The sequence below is a fragment of the Nonomuraea sp. NPDC003214 genome, assembly GCF_053590035.1.
On sequence record NZ_JBSFSX010000011.1, the window covers coordinates 60,042 to 82,188 of the forward strand.

At 72.8% G+C, this 22,147-nt stretch carries 19 protein-coding genes and 1 pseudogene; 11 read left to right on the forward strand and 9 right to left on the reverse strand.

Going from position 1 to position 22,147, the window contains the following annotated elements; all coding sequences use genetic code 11:
• Nucleotides 1-15 precede the first annotated feature (15 nt).
• The 3 genes from ACWDXC_RS32530 to ACWDXC_RS32540 all read left to right on the forward strand — a co-directional run bounded on the left by ACWDXC_RS32530 (nucleotide 16) and on the right by ACWDXC_RS32540 (nucleotide 2,844).
• Nucleotides 16-846 (forward strand): alpha/beta fold hydrolase, encoded by an 831-nt coding sequence (locus ACWDXC_RS32530; RefSeq protein ID WP_449988209.1) that lies wholly within the window; start codon nucleotides 16-18, stop codon nucleotides 844-846.
• A gap of 361 nt (nucleotides 847-1,207) precedes the next feature.
• Complete coding sequence (locus tag ACWDXC_RS32535; protein WP_449988212.1) at nucleotides 1,208-1,681, forward strand: SigE family RNA polymerase sigma factor; 474 nt, start codon at nucleotides 1,208-1,210, stop codon at nucleotides 1,679-1,681.
• Nucleotides 1,678-2,844: a hypothetical protein gene (locus ACWDXC_RS32540; RefSeq protein ID WP_449988215.1), complete on the forward strand. Its 1,167-nt coding sequence runs from the start codon at nucleotides 1,678-1,680 to the stop codon at nucleotides 2,842-2,844. The genes ACWDXC_RS32535 and ACWDXC_RS32540 overlap by 4 nt, the downstream gene beginning before the upstream one ends.
• A gap of 24 nt (nucleotides 2,845-2,868) precedes the next feature.
• On the opposite strand, the gene ACWDXC_RS32545 is transcribed toward ACWDXC_RS32540, so the two are convergent.
• Both ACWDXC_RS32545 and ACWDXC_RS32550 read right to left on the reverse strand, forming a co-directional pair.
• Nucleotides 2,869-4,275, reverse strand: a complete 1,407-nt coding sequence (locus ACWDXC_RS32545; protein WP_449988714.1) for a thiamine pyrophosphate-dependent enzyme — start codon at nucleotides 4,273-4,275, stop codon at nucleotides 2,869-2,871.
• Between the two features lie 54 nt (nucleotides 4,276-4,329).
• Nucleotides 4,330-4,608 (reverse strand): annotated as a pseudogene (locus tag ACWDXC_RS32550) (thiamine pyrophosphate-binding protein); the annotation flags it as partial.
• A 409-nt stretch (nucleotides 4,609-5,017) separates the two neighbouring features.
• Between ACWDXC_RS32550 and ACWDXC_RS32555 the strand changes: the two are divergent.
• Together ACWDXC_RS32555 and ACWDXC_RS32560 are read left to right on the forward strand one after the other, a co-directional pair.
• Nucleotides 5,018-6,508 (forward strand): alpha/beta fold hydrolase, encoded by a 1,491-nt coding sequence (locus ACWDXC_RS32555; protein WP_449988217.1) that lies wholly within the window; start codon nucleotides 5,018-5,020, stop codon nucleotides 6,506-6,508.
• Nucleotides 6,509-6,657: 149 nt separating this feature from the next.
• Nucleotides 6,658-7,761 carry a hypothetical protein gene (locus ACWDXC_RS32560; RefSeq protein ID WP_449988220.1) on the forward strand — a complete coding sequence of 368 codons (1,104 nt, stop codon included), beginning with the start codon at nucleotides 6,658-6,660 and terminating at the stop codon, nucleotides 7,759-7,761.
• 23 nt (nucleotides 7,762-7,784) lie between these two features.
• On the opposite strand, the gene ACWDXC_RS32565 is transcribed toward ACWDXC_RS32560, so the two are convergent.
• Nucleotides 7,785-10,877 carry an AfsR/SARP family transcriptional regulator gene (locus tag ACWDXC_RS32565; protein ID WP_449988221.1) on the reverse strand — a complete coding sequence of 1,031 codons (3,093 nt, stop codon included), beginning with the start codon at nucleotides 10,875-10,877 and terminating at the stop codon, nucleotides 7,785-7,787.
• A gap of 73 nt (nucleotides 10,878-10,950) precedes the next feature.
• Between ACWDXC_RS32565 and ACWDXC_RS32570 the strand changes: the two genes are divergently transcribed.
• Nucleotides 10,951-12,483 carry an MFS transporter gene (locus tag ACWDXC_RS32570; RefSeq protein WP_449988224.1) on the forward strand — a complete coding sequence of 511 codons (1,533 nt, stop codon included), beginning with the start codon at nucleotides 10,951-10,953 and terminating at the stop codon, nucleotides 12,481-12,483.
• On the opposite strand, the gene ACWDXC_RS32575 is transcribed toward ACWDXC_RS32570, so the two are convergent.
• Nucleotides 12,480-13,706: an MFS transporter gene (locus ACWDXC_RS32575; RefSeq protein WP_449988227.1), complete on the reverse strand. Its 1,227-nt coding sequence runs from the start codon at nucleotides 13,704-13,706 to the stop codon at nucleotides 12,480-12,482. The genes ACWDXC_RS32570 and ACWDXC_RS32575 overlap by 4 nt on opposite strands.
• 56 nt (nucleotides 13,707-13,762) lie before the next feature.
• Between ACWDXC_RS32575 and ACWDXC_RS32580 the strand changes: the two genes are divergently transcribed.
• Nucleotides 13,763-14,146 (forward strand): winged helix-turn-helix transcriptional regulator, encoded by a 384-nt coding sequence (locus tag ACWDXC_RS32580; protein WP_449988230.1) that lies wholly within the window; start codon nucleotides 13,763-13,765, stop codon nucleotides 14,144-14,146.
• A 3-nt stretch (nucleotides 14,147-14,149) separates the two neighbouring features.
• Here the strand turns inward: ACWDXC_RS32580 and ACWDXC_RS32585 are convergent, their stop codons facing one another.
• Both ACWDXC_RS32585 and ACWDXC_RS32590 read right to left on the reverse strand, forming a co-directional pair.
• The gene (locus ACWDXC_RS32585) at nucleotides 14,150-14,998 is read right to left on the reverse strand and encodes an alpha/beta fold hydrolase (RefSeq protein ID WP_449988233.1); all 849 of its coding nucleotides are present in this window, start codon (nucleotides 14,996-14,998) and stop codon (nucleotides 14,150-14,152) included.
• Complete coding sequence (locus tag ACWDXC_RS32590) at nucleotides 14,995-16,596, reverse strand: MFS transporter (RefSeq protein WP_449988236.1); 1,602 nt, start codon at nucleotides 16,594-16,596, stop codon at nucleotides 14,995-14,997. Before ACWDXC_RS32590 ends, ACWDXC_RS32585 begins: the two co-directional genes overlap by 4 nt.
• Before the next feature lie 66 nt (nucleotides 16,597-16,662).
• Here ACWDXC_RS32590 and ACWDXC_RS32595 point away from each other — a divergent pair, with 66 nt between their 5' ends.
• Both ACWDXC_RS32595 and ACWDXC_RS32600 read left to right on the forward strand, forming a co-directional pair.
• Nucleotides 16,663-17,247, forward strand: coding sequence for a TetR/AcrR family transcriptional regulator (locus tag ACWDXC_RS32595; protein WP_449988239.1), 585 nt, complete (start codon nucleotides 16,663-16,665; stop codon nucleotides 17,245-17,247).
• Between the two features lie 232 nt (nucleotides 17,248-17,479).
• Nucleotides 17,480-18,214: an alpha/beta hydrolase gene (locus ACWDXC_RS32600; protein WP_449988242.1), complete on the forward strand. Its 735-nt coding sequence runs from the start codon at nucleotides 17,480-17,482 to the stop codon at nucleotides 18,212-18,214.
• Nucleotides 18,215-18,411: 197 nt separating this feature from the next.
• Here ACWDXC_RS32600 and ACWDXC_RS32605 read toward each other — a convergent pair whose 3' ends face one another.
• Complete coding sequence (locus ACWDXC_RS32605; protein WP_449988245.1) at nucleotides 18,412-19,005, reverse strand: hypothetical protein; 594 nt, start codon at nucleotides 19,003-19,005, stop codon at nucleotides 18,412-18,414.
• Between the two features lie 96 nt (nucleotides 19,006-19,101).
• Between ACWDXC_RS32605 and ACWDXC_RS32610 the strand changes: the two genes are divergently transcribed.
• A complete protein-coding gene (locus tag ACWDXC_RS32610) occupies nucleotides 19,102-19,695 on the forward strand; it encodes a TetR/AcrR family transcriptional regulator (RefSeq protein ID WP_449988267.1) in 594 nt (197 codons plus the stop codon).
• Between the two features lie 64 nt (nucleotides 19,696-19,759).
• Here ACWDXC_RS32610 and ACWDXC_RS32615 read toward each other — a convergent pair whose 3' ends face one another.
• The gene (locus tag ACWDXC_RS32615; RefSeq protein ID WP_449988270.1) at nucleotides 19,760-20,635 is read right to left on the reverse strand and encodes a zinc-binding dehydrogenase; all 876 of its coding nucleotides are present in this window, start codon (nucleotides 20,633-20,635) and stop codon (nucleotides 19,760-19,762) included.
• A gap of 142 nt (nucleotides 20,636-20,777) precedes the next feature.
• Between ACWDXC_RS32615 and ACWDXC_RS32620 the strand changes: the two genes are divergently transcribed.
• Nucleotides 20,778-21,428: a TetR family transcriptional regulator gene (locus ACWDXC_RS32620; protein ID WP_449988271.1), complete on the forward strand. Its 651-nt coding sequence runs from the start codon at nucleotides 20,778-20,780 to the stop codon at nucleotides 21,426-21,428.
• A gap of 83 nt (nucleotides 21,429-21,511) precedes the next feature.
• Here ACWDXC_RS32620 and ACWDXC_RS32625 read toward each other — a convergent pair whose 3' ends face one another.
• Entirely contained in the window at nucleotides 21,512-22,135 is a 624-nt protein-coding gene (locus tag ACWDXC_RS32625) for an RICIN domain-containing protein (RefSeq protein WP_449988274.1), read from the reverse strand.
• Nucleotides 22,136-22,147: the final 12 nt, after the last annotated feature.

The following is a 22,147-nucleotide window of genomic DNA, read 5'->3' on the forward strand; positions in this document are numbered from 1 at the left end:
CGAAAGGACCCTCCCATGACCACGACAACCGGCTACCTGCCCGTCCCGGGCGCCGGCCTCTACTACGAGATGCGCGGCAACGGCCCCACGCTGCTGATCGCCCAGAGCGGCGAGGGCGACGCCGGACGCAGCGCCGATCTCGTCGACCAGCTCGCCGACGCCTACACCGTGATCACCTACGACCGGCGCGGCCTGTCCCGCAGCACCCTGGACGACCCCGGCAACGGTGTGACGATGGCCGAGCACGCCGGCGACGTCCACCGGCTGCTGGCCGCGCTCACCGACGAGCCGGCGGCGATGCTGGGCTGCAGCCTGGGCGCGGTCATCGGCCTCCACCTGGCCGTCCGGCACCCCGGCCAGCTCAGCACCCTCATCGCGCACGAGCCGGTCGCGCCTCGCCTGCTGCCCGCGCCGGACCGCGCCCGTCATGAGGCCGAGCTGGCCGAGATCCAGCAGCTCTACCGCGAGGAAGGGCTCCCGCCGGCGCTCAAGGTGGTCGCCGAGGTCCTGGGCATCGACCCGGCCAACCCCGATGCCGAGCCCGGCCTGACGCCACAGCCCATGACCTCGGGGCGGATCGCCAACTTCGCCTTCTTCATCGAGCACGACTTCACCGCCGTCATCGACGACACCCTGCCGGTCGGCGAGCTGGCGCACACCTCTGCCCGCATCGTCCCGGCCGTCGGCCGCACCACCCCGCGCACGGTCTTCGACCATCGCTGCGCGCAGGAGTTGGCCACGCTGCTCGGCGCCGAGGTCACCGAGTTCCCCGGCGGCCACAACGGCAACACCACCCACCCCCGCGCCTACGCCGCCCAGCTCCGGCGCGTCCTGCAGAACGCCTGACTCCCCCGGCGCACCGGCCGGAGCCGTACGAGCTGGTAGGGCGAGCACCTCGGAGGGCAGGGCCGGGCGGTCGGTGACGTGCCGCACGACCGGCTGTTCCCCCAGGTGGCCGCCGTCGCCCACCCCTGCGGCAGCGGTCACCGGCCCGGCCTACCGGCGCCGGGCCCACGCCCTCGCGGCCCGGGTCCCGGCGGAGGACGGCGCGGCGCCCGTGGTCGAGGCGGTGAACCGCCTCTCGGCAGTGTGACCTTCGTCTCACCAGGCAACCTGCACAGCGAGCAGGCATGGAAGAGGTATGCGATTCGCGATTCAACGAGCGGTGGAGGATTCGGCACCGCCGCCGCAGGGAGTGCCGCCTGCTGTGGCCGACCTGTTCCTGACTGAACGGCTGGGCCTGGTCCGGTTGGCGTTCCTGCTGGTGGGCGATCAAGAGACGGCCGAGGACGTCGTCCAGGACGCCTTCACGGCGCTGCACCGCCGATGGAGCCGGTTGACCCACCATGATCGTGTCCTTCCCTATCTGCGGGCGAGTGTGGTGAACGGATGCCGCATGGTCCACCGGCGCCGGTCCATCACGAGCAGGTTCACCGGCGATAGGCAGACGCCAGCTCGGTCGGCGGAGGCTGCCACGCTGCTCGGAGAGACGCGCCGGGAAGTGTCCGAGGCCGTACGCGCCTTACCCCGCCGCCAGCGAGAAGCCGTGGTGTTGCGTTACTACCTCGACCTGTCCGAGGCAGAAATCGCCGAAGCCATGGGAATCAGCCGTGGCACGGTGAAATCGACCGTCTTTCGAGCCCTGAAGACACTCACCGTCAAACTGGAGGGAAACCGATGACGTCCTGGCTCGAAGAACAGCTCCGGGATGCCCTCACCGCCGACGCCGAGCAGATCCGCCCGGAGAGCTTGCGCCCTGCCGAAAAGGCGGCGCGAACAAAGACCGTCGTTCCCACGCGCCGGTTCGCCCTGGCGATCCCGCTCGCGGCCGCGCTCGTCGTCGTGGTCATCGGCACAGTCGCCGCCATAGTGGCCGGAACAGGCGGAACGACCCCAACCAGGCCCGCAACGCAAACCCTCGGTGGTCCGCGTTTCCTGCTGATCGCCGGCAATGACGGCGTGACGGTTCACGACGCCCGCACCGGGAAGGTGACGAGTCGACTCGAACTGCCCCCAACCCCGGAGGGCAGCTTCCGGCAGCCCGGCGGATACCTGCTCGCGGGCGCCGGTGACGGCAAGACCTTCTACATCGCCCAGAGCGTGCGATCCCGCGAAACTCAGGTAAGCAGCACGACGTTTCACCGGGCTCGGGTCGACGAACAAGGCAAAGCAGCCGAGTTGGTTCCCGACGCGATCCCCAAGGTGATCGGTACAACAGCGAGCTCCCTCGCCGTTACCAGTGACGGCACTCGACTCGCCTACAGCCTCGACGGCAAGGTGTGCGGTCAAGGGAAAACCTTGCGCTTCTGCCCCGGGGCCCGGCTCACGGTCGTCGATCTGCCCACGGGAACCCTGCGAACCTGGACGACCAACGCAGAGCAGATCCAGAGCCTCTCCTGGGCGGCCGATCGCCGCACGCTCGGCCTGGTGGTCAAGTCCGAGGCCCGGGTCCTGGACACGGCCGCCTCCGGGACCACCCTCGCGGCCAGCCAGGTCATAGCCCCGGGGAACGACGCCACCGCCTCGGCGATCAGCCCGGACGGACGCAGCATGCTGATCGGCCACATCCGGCTGTCCGACGGGCCACGACCGCATCGCTACACCCTTGACGAGTACTCCGTCCCGGACGGGCGCAAGATTCGCACCCTGCTGGACAGGAGCCACGACGGCGACGTGGGCGCGCGCTGGAACCTGATCCGTTACGACGGCACGGGCAAGCATCTGCTGCTCGCGGGGACCGCAGAGCCGCTGAGCAGGGTCGACGACGGGCGGATCACCCCCTTGATCCGCCCCGCGTCCCCCGGCGCCCTGGGATTCCTCCCGGAGATCCACGCGGCCTGGTAACCCTCGAACCGGCCGGCGGGCTGGTCAGGGGCGGGTGTACGCGCCGAGGTCGTCGCCGTGCCGGGCGACGCCCGGGGAGAGGGCGGGACGGCCCGGGGCCAGCAGGTTGGCGGCCATGGGGGCGGCGGCCTTCTCGCCCCGCGCGTACGCCTGGACCAGTTTGGCGACCTGGGACGGTTTGACCGTCTCCCCGAACGGCGGCTCGTACGGGTCCACCAGGCACTCCACGAGCGCCGGCCCGTCGTGGGCGAGGGCCTGCGCGAGCACGTCACGCACCCGGCCGCCTTCCGCGACGTGGAACCCCGTCAGCCCGCAGCCCTCGGCGATCTTGACGAAGTCGACGGGTGACAGGTCGCAGGCGTACTGCGGATTGCCCAGGTACGCGTTCTGCTCCCAGACTTCCAGGCCGAGCGTGTCGTTGCGCAGGACGATCACCTTGACGGGAAGCCGGTGCTGCGCGAGCGTGGCCAGTTCCCCCAGGCACATCGTCAGGCCGCCGTCGCCGACGACCGCGATCACGGGCCGGTCCGGGTAGGCGATCTGGGCGCCGACCGCGTACGGCAGGGCCGAGCCCATCGAGCACAACGTGCCGGAGAACGAGAACTGCATGCCACGGCGCAGCATCACCCGCGACCCCCAGGAGCTGACCGTCCCCGCGTCCCCGGTGAGGATCGTCCCGTCGGGGATGAGCTCGCTGAGCGCGCAGGTCACCGCCTGCGGCTTCATCGGCACCGCGGGGTCGGCGGCGCGTCGCTGCTGGAGCCGCCACCACTTGTCGTAGAGCTCGCGGGCCCGTTCGGCGAACGAGCGGTCCTGGCGCACCCGCAGCATGGGCAGGAGCCGGGCCAGCGTGGCCCCGGCGTCGCCGCACAGCCCGACCTCGACCGGGTAACGCATGCCGATCCGGTCCCCGGCCACGTCGATCTGCACCGCCCGCGCCTGGCCGGGCTCGGGCCAGAAGTCGTAGAACGGCGTGCTGCTGCCCACGATGAGGAAGCCGTCGCAGTTCTCCATCGCCCATTGGGAGGCGCGGGTGCCGATGAAGCCGATGCCGCCGGTGCACCACGGGCTGTCGTCGGGAACGGCGTCCTTGCCGAGCCCCGCCTTGGCGATCGGCGCGCCCAGCGTCTCGGCGACCTGCTCCACCAGCTCCCCGGCGCCGAACCGGGCGCCCGCCCCGGCCAGGACGGCGACGCGGGCGCAGGAGTTGAGCAGCTCCGCCGCGCGCATGATGTCGTCCTCGGGCGGCACCTGGACCTGACGCTGGCGGGCGGTGGAGGTGTGGCCGGGGACGTTCTTCTCCGACACCGTGTCCTGCTCCTCGGTCCAGGACTGGATGTCGATGGGGATCGTCAGGTGCGCGGGCGCGCGGCGCTGGAGCGCGGCCCGCACCGCGCGGTCGGTCACCGCGACCGCGTGCGCCGGACCCATCACCCGCTCGCTGAACACGCAGGCCGGCTCCAGCACCTTGTCGTTGTCGACGTCCTGGAGGAAATGCGTGCCGACCAGGTCGTGGTAGGTCATGCCGGTGATCGCCAGCACCGGCGCGCCGTCGATCTTCGCGTCGTACAGGCCGTTCATCAGATGCAGCGCGCCCGGCCCCGACGTGGCCACGCAGGCGGCCGGGCGGCCGGTGAACTTGGCGTACCCGACCGCCGCCATCGCGGCGTACTCCTCATGCCGCACGTGGACGAACCGCATCTGCGGGTGGGTGCGCAGAGCCTCGAAGAACCCGTTGACGGCATCGCCGCAGATCCCGAAGCAGGTGTCGACGCCCCCATTCCAGGAGCCGTTCCACGATGAGGTCCGAGGTCGTCCTGGGCATCACACTGCTCCTTGCGGCGGGAACGGCATCAAGCCGTCCATACCCGTGCCGCCGCGACGGTGGTGCGCCTTGTGCGAACGCTGCCTGGGCGCATGCCGAACAATAGGCCTGCTCGCACCCGCCGCGCCGCCCAGCCCACCTTTTGCGCCATATTCGTCCCAATGCGAGGGATCTGCCCACGATGCGGCGGTTGCCTGTTAGATTCGAGAGTCATGATCGAAGAGAGGCGTGTCAACGGCCCCGCCACGGGTCACTGAGGCGCGACGGTACGGCGAGGTCAGGGCCGATCATGTGCCGTGCGAGCAGCTCCGCGTGCCGGTCGACGCGCCGATCGAGAATAGGAGCAATGTGCTGAGAAGAACTCCCCTGCTCGCCACCGCCCTCATGATGATGACGACGCTGTTAACTGTCCCGATGGCGGGGACGGCCGGCGCGGCGGTGACCGGGCGGGACGTCACGGATGCCGTCGGCAAGCGCGGCATCACCTGGGGGCCGTGCGAGGAGGAACCCACGGTCGAGTGCGGCACGCTGACCGTGCCCGTCGACTGGTCGAAGCCCTCTGGGCCCACGGTCAAGCTGGCCCTGGCCCGCCGCAAGGCCACCGACCCGTCCGCGCGGATCGGTTCCCTGCTGAGCAACCCGGGCGGTCCCGGCAACTCCGGCGTGAACGGCATCCTGCGGCCGTCCGGCTTCAGCGAGGACATCCAGCGGCGCTTCGACATCGTCAGCTTCGACCCTCGCGGCGTCGCCCGCAGCGGCTCGGTGACGTGCTCGGCCTCGGTGTACAACAAGATGCCGTACCCGGTCATGACCAGCCAGGCCGACTACCTCAAGTGGTTCCTGTTCGACGCGCGGCTGCGCTCCGACTGCCGCAAGCTCACCGGCCCCGTGTACGACCACCTCGACTCGGTCAACGTGGCCCGGGACATGGACGCCATCCGCGCCGCGCTCGGCGACGACAAGCTGACCTCGTACGGCGTCTCCTACGGGACGCTGGCCCAGCAGATGTACGCCGAGCTGTTCCCTCACCGCGTCCGCGCCATGGTGCTGGACAGCAACATGGACCACAGCCTGGACGCCAAGGCGTTCCAGGTCAGCGAGGCGGCCGCCGTTCAGGACAGCTTCGACGAGTTCGCCGCCTGGTGCGAGCGCGACAGCGAGTGCGTCCTGCACGGTCGCGACGTCCGGGCGCTGTGGAAGAAACTGCTCGAAAAGGCCGACCGCGGCGAGCTGCTGTGGCCGGGCGACGGCCGTCCGGTGAAGGGCCACAACCTGCTGTGGCTCGGCGTGATCCTCAACGAGGGGCCCGCCTGGCGGCTGGAGGCCGAGGTGCTGCGCGCGCTGGACGGCGGTCCGGTGCCGGACGACATGCCCGGCCCTCCCGGCAACTGGCCCGTGAACGGCAAGCACGCCGAGCTGCCCACCGCGATCCTGTGCTCGGACTGGAACCTGACGCTGCGGGGCTACCGCGAGTACGCCGATGTGATGCGCGCCTCCAACGCGGTGGCGCCGGACATGCGGTACAACCCGATGCCGATGGGCGACATGCCGATCTGCCAGGGTCACCCGGTCAACAACCCGCAGCACCCGCTGCGGTACCGGGGCAGCGCCCCGCTGCTGGTGACCACCACCGTGCACGACCCTTCCACGCCGTACGAGTGGTCGGCCAACGTGGCCCGGCAGCTCGGCCCCAAGGCCACCCTGCTCACGTACGAGGGCTGGGGCCACGGGGTCTACGGCAGGTCCGAGTGCACGACGGTGGCCATGGACAACTATCTGATCTCGCGGACCGTCCCCGCGAAGGGCACCCGCTGCCCGGCGGAGCAGCCGCAAGGCTAGGCGGCACGACGGTGTGAAGGTGCCGGGCCGCCGTCGGCCCGGCACGGCACCCGGTGTCCGACCTCGCGCATCGCGTGCGGACCGCCACCCGCTCCTGTGCGGCGTTTAGGGTGGTTCCGATGCGACGGGAGTCGCGAAGGACCACCAGCGTGACGGGAGTTACAGTGCAGCGCGTCAGCCGACGGACCAGCGCCATCGCCGGAGCGGGCGTTCTCGCCCTGCTCCTCGCTGGTTGCGGGGGCCCCGCCACCAGCGAGGGCACCAGCGGGACCACCAGCGGCGGCAAGCCGGAGACGGGCAAGGCCGCCTCCGCCGGGACGCCGCTGACGCTCGACACCACACCGCGGCGAGCCGGCTACACCGACCCGGACGACAAGGCGCACAAGCTGACGCTCCACCCGACCGGGCTCAAGCGCGGCTCGGCCGACGACCTCAAGGACGTGCGGCTCGACGACGACCTACAGGGGATGGTGCCGCACTATCTCACCGTGTCGATCACCAACACCGGATCCGGCACCGTCAAGAGCGCTCAGGCGGTCAGGAACTTCCGCCTGGCCCTCGCCGACGGCACCGCCGGCCGGCCGGTCTCGTTCTTCGCCGGCAACCCCCTGGCCTCACCCGGCGCCGGCCCGCTGGAGACGTGCAACCGCACGAAGGCCCCCAGCACCTTGACGGCCGGCCAGGCGGCGACCGAGTGCCGGGTCGTCATGCTCCCCCAGGACGCCAAGCCCGCCGCCGTCTCCTACGCCGACGAGTCCGGCACCCGGATCTGGAAGGTCGAGGGCGGCGACCTGGGCGGCGGCGTGCTGCCCGCCGGCAAGCCGGTCGAGGTGACGTGGAAGGACACGCGGGGCAGGGACGTGCCGCTGACCGTCACACCGAAGAGCGTGCGCAGAGCCGGCGCCGGCGCGCTCGCCGGCTACAACCTGAACGCCCGGCAGAAGGCCGCCACGGCGTACTTCGTCACGCTGGAGTACCGCAACAACGGCACGTCCAAGCTGTACCCCGGCATGGACAAGGCGGTCGTCCTGCGCACCGAGAGCGGCGGCACCGTGCCCAGGCTCACGCTCATCGCGATCGGCAGCAACGGCCCCAAGGGGTGCGAATCCTCCGTGCCCTACGGCATGGTGAAGCCCGGCAAGAGCGTCCGGCAGTGCGGCGTCTACCTCGTCAGCCGGGGCGACAGGCCGGTCACCGTCACGTTCTCCCCCACCGCCGAGGGAGCCGAGCCCGTGACGTGGAAGGTCTCCTGACGCCTGGAGCCGGGCGTTCGTCATCAGGACGTGGCAGGCCCCAGCGCGGCACGTACGACCGCCGTGGTCCGCTCGACGGCTTCGCGGTCGGCGGGTGACAGGGGCACGGCGGCCCTGACCTCGGCGGCGCGGCCGAGCAGCCGGGCGGCGGCGCGGTGATCCCCCAGGTGCGCGAGCGTCCCGGCCCGGCCCTCCAGGGCCCGGGCGAGCGTTCGCGGGTCGCCGCCGGCCCGCGCGGCGCGGCACGCCTGGTCGTGCAGCGCGAGGGCGTCCTCGGCGTGCCCGCGCGCGTGGGTCGTGAGGGCGAGCTCCGTCATGGCCGCCGCCGCGATGCCCGGCTCGTGGCCGTGCCGCCGGTGTCGTTCGAGCACCGCGCGCAGGTGCTCGTCGGCGGCTTCGAGGCGGCCGGCCAGGCGGGCGACCCGGCCCAGCCCGATCAGGGCGTACGTCTCGGCCAGCCTGACCGACTCGCGGGCCGCCAGCCGCCTGGCCCGTTCGTAGAGCCGGCCGGCCTGTTCGTGCTCGCCCGTGGACAGGTGGACGTCGGCCAGCCCGCACAGCTTGAACGGGATCTCGGCGGCCAGACCGAGCCGCTCGGCGATGCCGAGGCTGCGCTCGTACAGGCCGGCGGCCCGCCGGTAGTGCCCGGTGGCCTCGGCCGCCGCGGCCAGGCTCTCGACGGCCAGCATCTGCCCCCAGGGGTCGCCGAGCCGGTCGAAGGCCGCCAGGCTGAGCCGCGCCTCGCCTTCGGCGGCGGCGCTCCGTCCACGGGCCAGGTGGTGCCAGGCCAGCGTGTTGCGGGCCGCGGCGGCGCCCCACTCGTCGCCGCGGGCCTCGAACGCGGCCAGCGCCCGCCGGGTCAGCCGCTCGCTCCCGGGCAGGTCACCGCTCCCGAACAGGCTGGAGCCGAGCACCCACAGCGCCATCGGCTCGTCGGTGGGCGGCGGGTCACCGATCGTCGTCGCGGCGTCGTGGCCGGTCATCACCGACAGGGCGGCGTGCCAGGCCCTGCCGGTCCCGGTGGAGGCGAGCGGCAGCGCGTGGGTGAAGGCGCGGTGCGCCTCTTCCAGCCGGCCCCGGAGCATCCAGTACCAGGCGAGCGCGGTGGCCAGCCGCAGTGCCGCCGCGCCGTCGCCGCTCTGGACCGCGTCGTCGAGCACGCCCCGCAGGTTGACGGTCTCGGCGTCCAGCAGCGCCAGCCATCGCTCCTGGTCGGGGCCGCGTACGTGCGCGTCGGCGCGTTCGGCGAGCTCGGTGTAGTAGGCGGCGTGACGGGTGCGGGCGGCGGCCAGGTCGCCGGACTCGGTGAGCCGTTCGACGCAGTAGGCGGCGACCGAGTCCGCCAGCCGGTAGCGGTGGCCGGCCACGACCAGCAGTGACCGGTCCACCAGCCTGGCCAGCACGTCCATCACCTCCTCACCGGCGATGCCGCCGGTCGCGCACACCGCCTCGGCCGCGTCGAGGGTGCAGCCGCCGGGATGCAGGGCGAGCCGGCACAGCGCGACCCGTTCGGGTTCGGTCAGCAGCTCCCAGCTCCAGTCGATCACCGCGCGGAGGGTCCGCTGCCGCGCGGGCGCGTCGCGCCGCCCCTGGGTCAGCAGCCGGAAGCGGCTGTCGAGCCGCCGGGCGACCTCCGCCACGCCGAGCGACCGGACGCGGGCGGCGGCCAGCTCCAGCGCCAGCGGGAGGCCGTCCAGTCGGCGGCAGATCGCGGCGGCGGCCGGGGCGGTGGTCTCGTCCAGGACGAACCCGCCGGCGGCCGCGGCACGGGCGGCGAACAGCCGCACCGCGTCGGCGGCGGCGATGCCGGCGAGGGGTGCGTCCCGCTCCGGCACGGCCAGCGGGGCCACCACGTGCAGCCGCTCGCCGGAGAGGCCCAGCGGCTCCCGGCCGGTGGCCAGGACGCGCAGCCCGGGCGCGCCGGCCAGCAGCCGCCCGGCGATCTCGGCGACCGGTTCGACCACATGCTCGCAGTTGTCGAGCACCAGCAGCGTCCGGCGCTCGCGTACGGCCGTGACGATCCGGTCCGCGGGCGGGACGGGCTGCCCACGCGAACCGGGACCCGTGGCCCCGGTGAGCCCGAGCGTGGTGGCGATGAGGGTGGCCACGTCGGCGGGCGCGGGCGGCGCGCCGGTGTGCGCGGGATGGTCCAGCGCCGCGAGCTCGACCAGGTGGACCCCGCCGGGGAAGGCCGCGGCCAGCCGGTCGGCGACGGCGACCGCCAGCCGCGTCTTGCCCACGCCGCCCGGCCCGGTGAGGGTCACCAGCCGGCCGGCGTGGACGAGCTCCGCGACCCGCGTGATCTCCTCGTCCCTGCCGATCAGCTCGGTGAGCGGAACCGGCAGCTCCGTGCGGGGTCGGGCCGGCTCGAGCATGGCGTCCTGGCGGAGGATCGCCTGGTGGACGGCGGCCACGGCGGGTGACGGGTCGACGCCGAGCTCGCCGGCGAGCCGTACGCGCAGGTCGTGGTAGTCGGCCAGGGCCTCCCCCTGCCGCCCGGCCTGGTAGAGCGCGCGCATGTGGCAGGCGCGCAGCCGCTCGCGCAGCGGGTGCCGCCGGACCTGCTCGGCCAGCTCGTCCAGGACTTCCGCGGGCCGGCCCAGCTCCAGTTCGGCCTCGGCGCGCTCCTCGATCGCGGTCAGCCGCTGCTCGGCGAGCTGGGCGATCGCGCCCTGCAGGCACGGCTCGGCGGAGAAGCCGGCGTACGGCTCGCCCCGCCACAGCTCCAGCGCGTCCGCCAGCAGCGCCGCCCTGGCCTGCGGGTCCGCGCCCGCTCGCGCCCGCGCGGCCAGCGCCGCGAACGCGCGGGCGTCGACCGCGCCGGCGGCGGCCCGCAGCGCGTAGCCGCCGGCGCGCCACTCCACCAGGTCCCGGCCGCCCGGCTCGGCGCTCTCGAGTGCCCGCCGCAACTGCGCCACCTTCGTACGCAGCACCGCGGCGGGGTCCTTGGGCTGTGCGGGGCCCCACAGGTGCTCGGCGAGCGCGTCCACCGGCACCGGCCGGCCGTCGTGGCTCAGCAGGATCGCCAGCAGCAGCCGCACCTTCGACTCCGGCACCTTGACCGGCACGTCGTCGTCGGTCCGCACCTCCAGCGGGCCGAGCACCCCAAACCGCATACCGACACGCTAGCCGCCACGGCCGGAACCCGTTCAGAACTGGATCACAACCGGCCTCCTGCACCGTGGCGGCATGCTGACACACGCACAACCCTCCGCGCGGGCCGGCACGCGCGCCTGGATCGGGCTGGCCGTGCTCGCGCTGCCGACGATCCTGCTCGCGCTCGACATGACCGTCCTCTACATGGCCCTCCCCCAGCTCGGCGCGGACCTGGGCGCCACCGGCACCGAGCTGCTGTGGATCACCGACATCTACGGCTTCATGATCGCCGGCGTGCTGATCACGATGGGCACGCTGGGCGACCGGGTCGGCCGGCGGCGGCTGCTGCTCATCGGCGCGACCGCGTTCCTCGGCGCCTCCGTGCTCGCCGCCCTGTCGACCAGCCCGGAGATGCTGATCGTGGCCCGCGCGCTGCTCGGTCTCGCCGGCGCGACCCTCACCCCCTCCACGCTGTCGCTCATCACGAACATGTTCCCCGATCCCCGGCAGCGGTCCATGGCCATCGCGATCTGGCTGATGTCGTTCTCCCTCGGCGGTGCGATCGGGCCCGCGGTCGGCGGCGCCCTGCTGGAGCGGTTCTGGTGGGGGTCGGTCTTCCTGCTGGGCGTCCCGGTGATGCTGTTGCTGCTGGTCTGCGGGCCCTGGCTGCTGCCGGAGTACCGCGATCCCTCGGCCGGGCGGCTGGACCTGATCAGCGCCGCGCTGTCCCTGGCCGCGATCCTGCCGGTCGTCCACGGCGTCAAGCAGATCGCCAAGGACGGGCCGCAGGTCGTACCCCTGCTGTTCGTGGCGGCGGGCGCGGCCGTCGGCGTGGTGTTCGTCCGCCGCCAGAGATCGCTCGCCAGCCCGCTGCTGGATCTGCGGCTCTTCGCCGACCGCCGCTTCACCGGCGCGCTGACGAGCATGCTGCTGGGCATGGTGACGCTGTACGCGTTCACGTTCTACTTCACGCAGTACCTGCAGCTCGTCGAGGGCCTGTCACCGTTCACGGCGGGGCTGTGGTTCATCCCGCTGGCCGCCGCCACCATCCTGGGGTCGATGGCCGCGCCACTGATCGCGCGCCGGCATCCGCCCGCCCGCGTGATCGCGGCCGGGCTCGTGCTCGCCGCGGCCGGCTACGGCTCGCTCGCCTTCCTCGGCGTGCAGTCCGGCCTGGCGCTGCTCGTCACCGGCGGAGTCGTCGTCGCGATCGGCATCAACCCGCTGCTCGTGCTCAGCACGGATCTGATCGTCGGCTCGGTGCCCCCGCAGCGGGCCGGGTCGGCCTCCGCGATGCAGGAGACCTGCGGCGAGCTCGGCGCCTCCCTGGGCATCGCCGTCTTCGGCACCCTCGGCGCCGCCGTCTACAGCGCGCGGATCACGCTGCCGGAGGGCCTGCCGCACGCGGCGGCGACGGCGGCTCGCGACAGCTTCGCCACCGCCGCCGCCCTCGCCCAGGACCTGCCGGGCCCGCTCGGCACGAACCTGATCGTCTCCGCCCGGGAGGCGTTCGTGGCGGGCATGACCGTGGTGACCGTCATCAGCGCCGCCGTCCTGCTGGGCATCGCCGGGCTCGTGCTGGTCACCCTCCGCCGGGTACGCCCCCACAGCGCCGAAGGCGACTAGAAGCCTCCGATGCGGGTGCGCGCCGCCGGGACCGCGCCGCCGATCGCCGTGGCGAGCACGGCTCCGAGGACGCTCACGCCGGCCAGGGTCAGCCAGATCGCCGCCGCCCCGGCGGACAGCAGTCCGGCGAGCGCGGCCGGGGCGAGCGCTCCCGCGACGGTCACGGCGAGCTGGTGGAGGGCCAGGTACCGGCCGCGGAGAGCGTCCGGGGCGCTCTCCGCGGCGACGGTCGACGTGACGGGGCCGCCGAGGAGCTCACCGAAGGTGTAACCGGCCGCGCCGAGCAGCACGAGGCCGACGGCGAGGGCGAGCGCGTCCACGTGGCCGGCGGTGAGGAACAGCAGGTAGCCGGCCGCGAAGCAGGCGTGTCCGGCGGCGAGGACGCGGCTGCGGATCCGCCCGCGCAGCCACCGGAGGACGAGTCCTTGCCCGAAGCCGACCATCAGCGTGTTGAGCGTGAAGACCGTGCCGGCGGTCCAGCCGGGCAGGTCCAGCACGTCCACGGCGTAGACCGGGATCGCGATGTTGAGGGCGAACAGGGAGATCGCGAAGCACAGCTGATGCGCGACCAGCGCCAGGTACCGCCGGTCCCGGATCACCCGCCCCCAGCCTCCGGCGGCGTCCTGACGCGCCTCGGGACGGACGTCCGGCACGGCGCGCGTCAGGACGTAGGCGAGAACGTAGGAGGAGGCGTTGACGATCACGATCCCGGCGTAGACGCCTGGAGTGCCGACGCCGACCGCGACGGCGGACAGGAGGCCGCCGAGCGCGTAGCCGAGGTTGCGCACCGACCCGAGGAGACCGAACCAGCGCTCCCGCCGGCCGGGCTCGGCCAGCGCCGTGATGGTGACGCCGTAGCAGCTGAAGGACACCGCCCGCCCGGCGCTGTTCAACCAGGCGCAGACGACGATCTGCCAGGGCTGGTCCACGGCCAGATATCCGGCGAAGCCGAGCGCCTGGGCCAGGTTCGCCGCCTGCAGGACCGGCTTGGCGCCGTAGCGGTCGACCAGCCCTCCGGCCAGCGGGCCCGCCGGGAGCGCCAGCAGTCCCGCCGTCGTCAGCGCCGCGCCCGCCTGTACCAGCGTCAGCGGCGTCGTGGCCAGGAAGTACAGCATCGAGACGGGGACGAAGACACCGGTGCCGATCGAGTCGATGGTGATCGCTGCGAGGAAGCGGCGGTGCCGGGCTGCCGGTGGCCGGGCCGTGTGATCGGGATGGGACACAACCCGGGACGGTATAGATTCTATACCGGTATCTACAACGCTACCGGGAGCCGCGCATGGCCAAGGCCTACGACATCATGGCCGCGACCTGCCCCAGTCGCACCGTTCTGCACCGGATCGGGGCGCGCTGGACGGTGTTCATCGTCAACGCGCTGGACAACAGGCCGATGCGCTTCACCGAGCTCAAGGCGCACATCCGCGGCATCACCCCGAAGGCGCTCACCGAGACGCTCCGCGCGATGGAGTACGACGGCCTGATCTCCCGCACGGAGATCCCCGCGAATCCCCCGCATGTCGAGTACGCCCTCACCGACCTCGGCCGGTCCCTGCTGATCCCCCTGCGCGCCATCCGGGAATGGGCCGAGACCCACGTCCCCGACATCGAACGCGCCCGCGCCCAGGCCCTGGCCCCGTCCCCGTCCGCCCCGACGCGCCGGTAGCGGTCACGCGCCTGCGGCGGTGTCCAGGAATTCCCGTACGGTGGCGGCGAAGGCGGCCGGGGCGTCGTCGTGGACCCAGTGGCCGCAGCCGGCGAGTTCGCGCAGCACGGTGCCCGGACGGCGCTCGGCCATCTGCCGGGCCATCGCGGTGGGCAGGACGAAGCTGTCCAGGCCGTGGATCAGCAGGGCCGGGCAGGCGGAGCCGAGCCAGCCGGGCCACCAGTCGCCGATCAGGGCCTCCTGCGAGGCCATCATGTCGTCGCAGTCGAACAGCAGCCCCCACCCGTCGGGGTGTTCGACGGCGCTCTCCAGGAAGTAGCTCGCGTCCGGGATGCCCTGGGCCTCGATGGCGCGGCGCAGGGCGTCCAGGGTGGGGGCGCGGCGGGGCCAGCCGGTCACGTCGAGGACGGGATGCGGGATCTCGGGCCGCCGGTTGAGCGCGCCCGCCTCCTCCACGATCAGGGCCCGTACGAGCCCGGGGTGGCGGGCGGCGAGCCGGAAGGCGGTGACGCCGCCCATCGAGTGGCCGAGCACGACGACCGGCCCCAGGCCGAGCCCGCGCAGGAACGCTGCGGCGTCGGCCACGTAGGCGTCCTGGCTGAAGTCGCCGTCGCCGCGATCGCTGTGGCCGTGGCCGCGCTGCTCCAGGGCGATCAAGCGGTAGCGGGGCGCCAGGGCGGCGGCCAGCGGCGCGAAGTTGCGGCCCCGGCCGAAGTGCCCGTGCAGGGCGAGCACCACCGGCGCCCCGCCCTCGGGCCCACCACCACGGGCGCCGCCGGTCGCGGGGTGGGAGTCGAACCAGGCCAGGCGGAGGCCGCGGACGGTGGTGAAGTGCTCGGTCATCCTGTTCATGAGCCGTGGTGTCCTTTCGTGGCTGGGAGATCGCGTAGGAAGAGGGCGGTCAGGGCGCCGACGGCCGCCGCGAGGATCGCGGTGATGGTGGCGGCCTGGGCGAAGGCGTCGGTGAACGCGCCGGTCGCCGCGGCGGCCAGCCGGACGCCGTCCGCCCCGCCCAGGTCGCGGGCCGCCTCGAGGGCGCCGGAGATCGACACGGCCTGATGCGCGGGCAGCCGCGCGGTCACGTGGGGGGCGGCCAGGTGGGCGGCGGCCAGGCCACCGAGTACGGCCACGCCCAGGCTCCCGCCCACCTTGAACGCCGTCTCGTTCACGGCCGCGGCCGACCCGGCACGATGTGCGGGGGCCGAGCCCAGCATGGCGGTGGCGCAGGCGTTCACGGTGACGGCGTTGCCGGCGGCCAGCACGGCCAGGCCCGCGATCACGGCGGCGTACTGGCCGGATCGGATCCCGGCCGCCATCAGCGCCGCGCCGCCCGCCAGCACCAGCAGCCCGGCCGCCGCCGTGGACCGTACACCACGCCGTGCGACCACCCTGGCCACCAGCGGCGCCACCCCGAGCTGCGCCACCGCGACCGGCAGCAGGAGCAGCGCCGCCCGGGACGGGGAGTGCCCGCGTACGTCCTGCAGGTACTGGGTGATCAGGAACAGCACGCCCATCAGCACGAAGAACCCGGTCGCGGCGGCGAGCGCGGCCGGCCAGAACGAGCGGGCGCGCACCATGCCCAGGTCGAGCAGCGGATGCCGCGCCCGCCGCTGACGCACGGCGAACGCGGCCAGCAGCGCCACCGCCCCGGCCGCCTCCGCCAGGGCGACCGGCCCGAGCCACCCCCGGTGCGGGGCCTCGATCACCGTGTGCACCGTGGCCACGAACGCCCCCGACACCAGCAGCGCGCCGATCACGTCCAGCCGGCCGGTGGCGCCCCCGCGCGGCCGGGCGTCGGCCGGGACCACGTACGCGATGGCGAGGGCGGCGACCGCCAGGACGGCCACGTTGACCACGAACAGCGAACGCCAGCCGAAGCCCTCCACGAGCAGCCCGCCCGTCAGCGGCCCCAGCACCACGCCGAGGCTGGCGACGACACCCCAGGCGGCCAGCGCCCTGGGCAGCTCCCCGCGGGGGAAGACGGCCCGGACGATCGCCAGCGTGGCCGGGGTGATCATCGCATTGCCCACGCCCTGGAGCGCCCGGGTGACGATGAGCTGCTCCGGCGTCCGGGAGAGGGCGGCCAGGACCGAGGCCAGCGCGAACACGGCCACTCCCGCCAGCAGCACCCGCCGCCTGCCGATGCGGTCGGCCAGGGCGCCCATCGCGACCAGCAGCGACGCCAGGGTCAGGACGGCGGCTTCGGTGATCCACTGCAGTTGTGAGGTGGTGGCGCGCAGGTCCACCGCGATGGACGGCAGCGCGATCGTCACCGCCATCACGCTGACGCTCATGACCAGGAGCGCCGCGCACAGCGCCACCAGGATCTCCCGCCGCCGAGGATGCCCGCAATCCCCTGGCGGACGGCAGGGTCCCGGCGCGGGTGGGGGCATGGGGCACCTCCGAGGGGGCGGTCGACGGCGAGGAGCCGTTAGCATAACGACCGTCATGTTAATTGAGCAAAACAGTCGTCATGCGAATAGACTGGGCGCCTGCCCAGCGAAAGGAAGGCGGACGTGGCCAGGCCCCGCGATCCACAGCGCCGCGAGGAGCTGCTCGACGCGATCGTCGGCTACCTGGCCGAGCACGGCATCGCCCAGCTCTCCCTGCGCCCGCTGGCCAAGGCGCTCGGCCACAGCACCTACGTGCTCACCCACCACTTCGCCGGCAAGGACGAGCTGATCAGCGCCATCCTCGCCCACCTCGACGAACGCCAGAGAGGACGCGTGGGCGCCCTGCCCGGCCCCGGGACCAGCGGCGGCCCGGGCCTGGGAGACGTGGTGCGCGCCTCGTGGGCCTGGCACCTGCGCGAGGACCTGCCGATGGTCCGGCTGCTGCACGAGATCGAGGGCCTCTCGGCCGCGGGCCGCCTGTCCGGCCCGTACGTGCCCAAAATGCTCGGCGACCGCGCCGAGTTCGTGGCCGACGTGCTGCGCGCGCACGGCGTGCCCGAGGAGGCCGCGCTGCGCAAGGCCACCCTGCTCAACGCCGCCTACGCCGGCCTGCAGATCGACTACCTGACGACCGGCGACAAGGACCGGGTCGAGGCGGCGCTGGACGAGCTGGCCGACACCGCCGACTCCTGGACCCGCCCGCAGTAGACCGCCCGCGCTGCTCGAGTTGCCCGGGTGCTTGGCGAGCGGCTCTCCGCCTTCGCGAAAACCCGTTGGCGGACCGCGGCGGCCGCTGCTAGCTTTCTGGAGGCCGTGCGAGAGCAACGAGGAGGTGGTACCCGTGGACACCGTATCGACATGGGTGCTCCCCTCCGGGGTCACGGCCGGGCGATAGGTCGTCCGGGAGCGCCGTTCAAGAGCACTCCCGAAGGGCACGACCATGCGATTCACCTCTGAGCAGCGCCTCGACGACGGCGTCGTCGAACGCGCGTTCACCCTCGATGAGATCCCCGGCTTCCTGTGGACGCCCCCGTCCGCACCCGCACCGGTCCCGCTGATCCTGCTCGGCCATCCCCCGCTCGGACTGGACAGGATGTACCCCCGGCTGGTGGCGCGGGCCCGGAGCGCCGTGGCGGACGGCTTCGCCGCCGCCGCCATCGAACTTCCCGGGAGCGGTGACCGGCCCCGCCTGGCCGGCGCCGAGCAGGCCCGCGCCGACCTGCGCCGGGCCATGGAGGCCGGCGAGCCGGTCAGCGACGAGATCATCGACGCCCTCGTCCTCCCGCTCGTCGACAGGGCGGTCCCGGAATGGCAGGCCGCCCTGGACGCCCTCCTGTCGCTGCCCGGGATCGGCGGCCCCGTCGGATACTCGGGGGGCGTGATCTCCATCGGCATCCGGCTTGCGGTGGTCGAGCCACGCATCGTGGCCGCCGGCCTCTTCGCCGGGAGTTTCGTGCCGCGCACCATGTTCGAGGAGGCCCGGCAGGTCACCATTCCGCTGCATGTCCTGCTGCAGTGGGATGACGAAGGGAACGACAGGCAGGCGGCCCTGGACCTGTTCGACGCCTTCGGCTCCAAGGAGAAGACGCTGTACGCCAACATGGGCGGGCACACCGGCGTCCCGCAGTTCGCCGGGGATGACGCGGCCGGGTTCTTCGCCCGGCACCTGCGCTGATCGAGGACGAGCTCCGGCCCTCCTCGACAGCGTGGGCAGGCAAGACGCACCACCGCCCCGGCCGGCCCACCACCGGCCGGTCGGGGCGCCGCCCGGCCACCACCGCCTCCATCAGCCGGGCCGCCCACATCACGGAAGGCCACGAGCACGGCCCTCGGCGTCAAGAGCTCCGTCGAGCTGGGCGACCTACCCGGCGATCAGCAGCTCGCCCGGTGGAAGGCGTTGTAGAGGGCGTTCCCGGGGACGCACGACGGCGTCCCCGGGGCGCTCTGGTCGATCGGGTGGGTGAACCACCAGGTCATGCCGAGGGCGAGGAGCACGGCGGCGAGGGTGACGGCCGCGGCCGTCGGACGGTTCCGGCGCCAGGCCGGTCCCGACAGAGCGACGGCAGCCATGACCAGGGCCACCGCGGCAGCGGCTCCGGCGGCGATCTCCAGCAGGCCGCCGACGTCGGACGGCGGTTCGCCAACGGTGAGGGTGTTGGACAGGATCTCCCCGGCCAGGTACACCCACTCGGAGACGATCAGCAGAGTGACGACGGCGGTGCGCAGCCGGGTGGCGGGCAGCTGCGGCCACAGGGCGATCAGGGCCGCCATCGCCCCCAGCATGACCAGCAGCGTCGAGCCGGCGAGCATCGGATCCAGCCAGTCGGTGATCGGCATGCGCCCGTCCCGGGCCCTGACCGCGGTGAAGCCGAACCAGGCCGCGGCGAAGACCAGGCCCAGGATCAGCGAGTATCCGAGCACGCGCGGCGGGCGCACGGCGGCGCTGACGAGGGGGGAAACACTCACAGGCTCTCCAACAATAGTGAGGTGCGCACGCACCTCATTTCATCTCCAGTACTGTGGTGCGCACTCACCACACTTGTCAACCTGGAGAGATCCCCCATGGCTCCACCCGCACGACAGCGCATCCTCGACGCCGCCGCCCGGCTCCTGCGCGAACGCGGCCTGGCCAGGCTCACCACCCGCGAGATCGCCCACGCCGCGGACGCCGCCGAGGGCAGCATCACCAAGAACTTCGGCGGCAAGATCGGCCTGCTGATCGCACTGCTGTCACAGGAACTCCCGGAACTGCGGGCCTGGCAGGCCGCCGCCACCCCGCCCGGGCAGCGGCCGATGCGTACCGTGCTCATCGATCTGCTGGAGCGCGGCATCGCCTTCTACGCGGCGTCGCTGCCGCTGGTGGCCGGAGCCGCCGCCGACCAGGAGCTGTTCGCCGCCTACCAGGCGACCAACCGCGAGAACGGCACCGGCCCCCACTTGGCGCTCGACCAGGTGGCCCACTACCTGGCCGAATGCCAGAAGGCCGGCGAGCTGCCGCATGGCGTCGAGCCGTACACACTCGCCCTCACCCTGTGCGGCACCGCGCAGTTCGAGGCGTACACCGCATACGTCTCGGGGCCCGCCGCACTCCCGGGCGAACGCGCGGACCGGCTGGCCGCCACCGCCGACCTGATCCTCGGCCGGCCGGGAGCCTGACCAGGAGCGCCGCAGCCGTGACACACCGGATGTCACACCGCCGCCCAAGGGGACGGCAGGACCGTCAGGTGAGGTCGAGCACCGCCTTGCCGTGCAGCCGGCGCTCCAGGAGAGCCCCCACCGCCTCGGACGCGTCGTTCCAGCCGCCGCGCCACGTGATCTCGGGGCTCAGCACTCCGTCCGCGACCTGCTGGGCCAGCCAGGTCAGATCCCGGTCCAGCCCGTCACAGAACAGCAGCATGAACGTGACGATCGAGCGATCGTCCCGGCCCGGCCCGCTGAACAGGGCGCCGAACGGGAAGTTCTCGCCCTCACCCGCGGAGTGCCCGACCGCCACCAGCGTGCCCCCCTCACCGAGCTGATCGAACGCCTCCACGAGTTGCGCGCCGCCCACCATGTCGAGCACGCCGTCGAGCCCGCCGCCGGCCTGGGCGGGACCGGCCACCACCTCGTGCGCGCCCAGAGCGCGCAGCGCCTCGCCGTGCCTGGCGGGATCACCGGTGGAGGCGATCACGTGCGCGCCGCCGAGCCGGGCGAGCTGGACGGCGTAGCGGCCGACGCCTCCGGTGGCGCCGGTGACGAGGACCCTGCGCCCCAGGAGGGGCCCGGTCCGGTGGAGCGCGCGCAGCGCGGTGCCGGCCGCGACCGGGATGGTGCTGAGCGCGCCCGGCTCCGCGCGCTCGGGCGCCACGCCGATCCAGTCGGTACGCACGGCGCGCACCTCGGCCCAGCCGCCACCCTCGTCGAGGGTCACGACGGGGGTCCCCACGGCCGGACCCGACCCGTCCGCCGCCGCCTGGACGACGACTCCGGCGGCGTCCCAGCCGAGCACCGTCCCCTCGGCGGCTGTCTCGATGCCGTGGCTGGCCTCACCGTAGTTGAACGAGGTGGCCGTGACCCGGACCAGTGCCTGGTTCGCCGCGGGCACAGGCTCGGGCACTTCCCCCACTCGCAGGCCACCGGGGGCGGAACGATCGACGATCAGAGCGCGCATGGCGATCCCTTCATGAGACATCAGCTCAAAGTGCTACTCAGGAGCATAAGCCTATCGAGGGCGTTCGCGCTCCCATTACACTTGAACGATGACCGTCGACACCGCCTCCCCCTCCGCGCCGGAAACGCTCTCCCTGCGGGAACGCAAGAAGCTCCGGACCAGAACCGCGCTCGTCGACACGGCCCTCGCCCTCTTCACCGAGCGGGGCTTCGACGGCGTGACCCTCGACGAGCTGTGCGACGCCGTCGAGGTCTCCAAACGCACCTTCTTCCGGAACTTCGCCAGCAAGGAACAGGTCGCCTCCGCCCCGCTGGAGGCACTGTGGGACGGCCTGCGGGACGACGTCGAGCGCCTGCCCTTCGGCCACGCGCCCGTCCTGGAGATGCTGCAGGAGGCGCTGCTCGCGGCACTCGAACGCCTCGACGACGGCGGCGCCTGGGTGACCCGCGTACGTCAGAGCCGGGAACTGGCCGAGCGCACGCCGTCGATCACCGCGTACGGGCTCCAGTACTGCGACCGCACCAGCGCCGCCGTCGAGGCGACCTTGCAGCGCAAACTGGGCCTGGACCCTGCCGACCCACGGCCGAGGCTGGCCTTGGACCTGGTGGTCGCGTCCTTCCACGCCGCCCTGCGGACCTGGACCGCCAAACCCGGGACGCCCACCCACGCGGCGCTCGCGGCCGAACTGCGATCCGTCTTCGCGGTCCTCCCCGGCGCACTCACCTTCACCACGGCCTGAACGAGCTGCGCGCAGAGGTCACGCGCGCGCCGACGGACCGCGGAGTCCGCCGGCACACGTGGATCTACACCGCAGCAATGCCCTCAGTACCAGCGCTGGTAGTCGTTCGGGCTGCTCAGATCGCACTTCCACAGCCCGACCGGACTGCCGCTCCCCTTCCAGCGCGACGAGTACCCGTCCAGGCAGGCGTACTGCGGGCTCACCGGAGAGGCCAGCGCGAGGCTGGAACCGTTGGTGTAGAGCCTGAAGGTCTGGCCGTGCGCGCCGCCGTCCTTGCAGTCGTAGACGTTGAACTGCCAGCCAAGCTGGTCATTGGACGAGGAAGGATAGTCGAGGCAGCGTCCGGACGCGTGGTTGACGAGCTCCCACCCGTAATAGGCCGTCGAACTGTAGTACCGCCACCGCCACTGCTCGGTGGCGCCGCCGTTGCACCACCAGAAACCGACCGGGGAATTGTTCGCCCCGTTGCCGCTGGCGAAGTTGTCCAGGCAATAGCTGTCGCCGTAAGCGCGTACGTGGAAGAAGAACGGCGCGGAATCATAGACCGTGACTCCGCCGGCCAGCCTCTGCCCGCCGATCCCGTCCACCGCGTTCTTCTTGACCTGCTCGTACGCCTCGACCGCCGAGACAGTGGGAGGCTCCGCGGCCCAGACAGGAGCCACCCCGAGCGAGGCGAGGACCGAGATTCCCGCGATGACGATGAACAAGGACCGGATGCC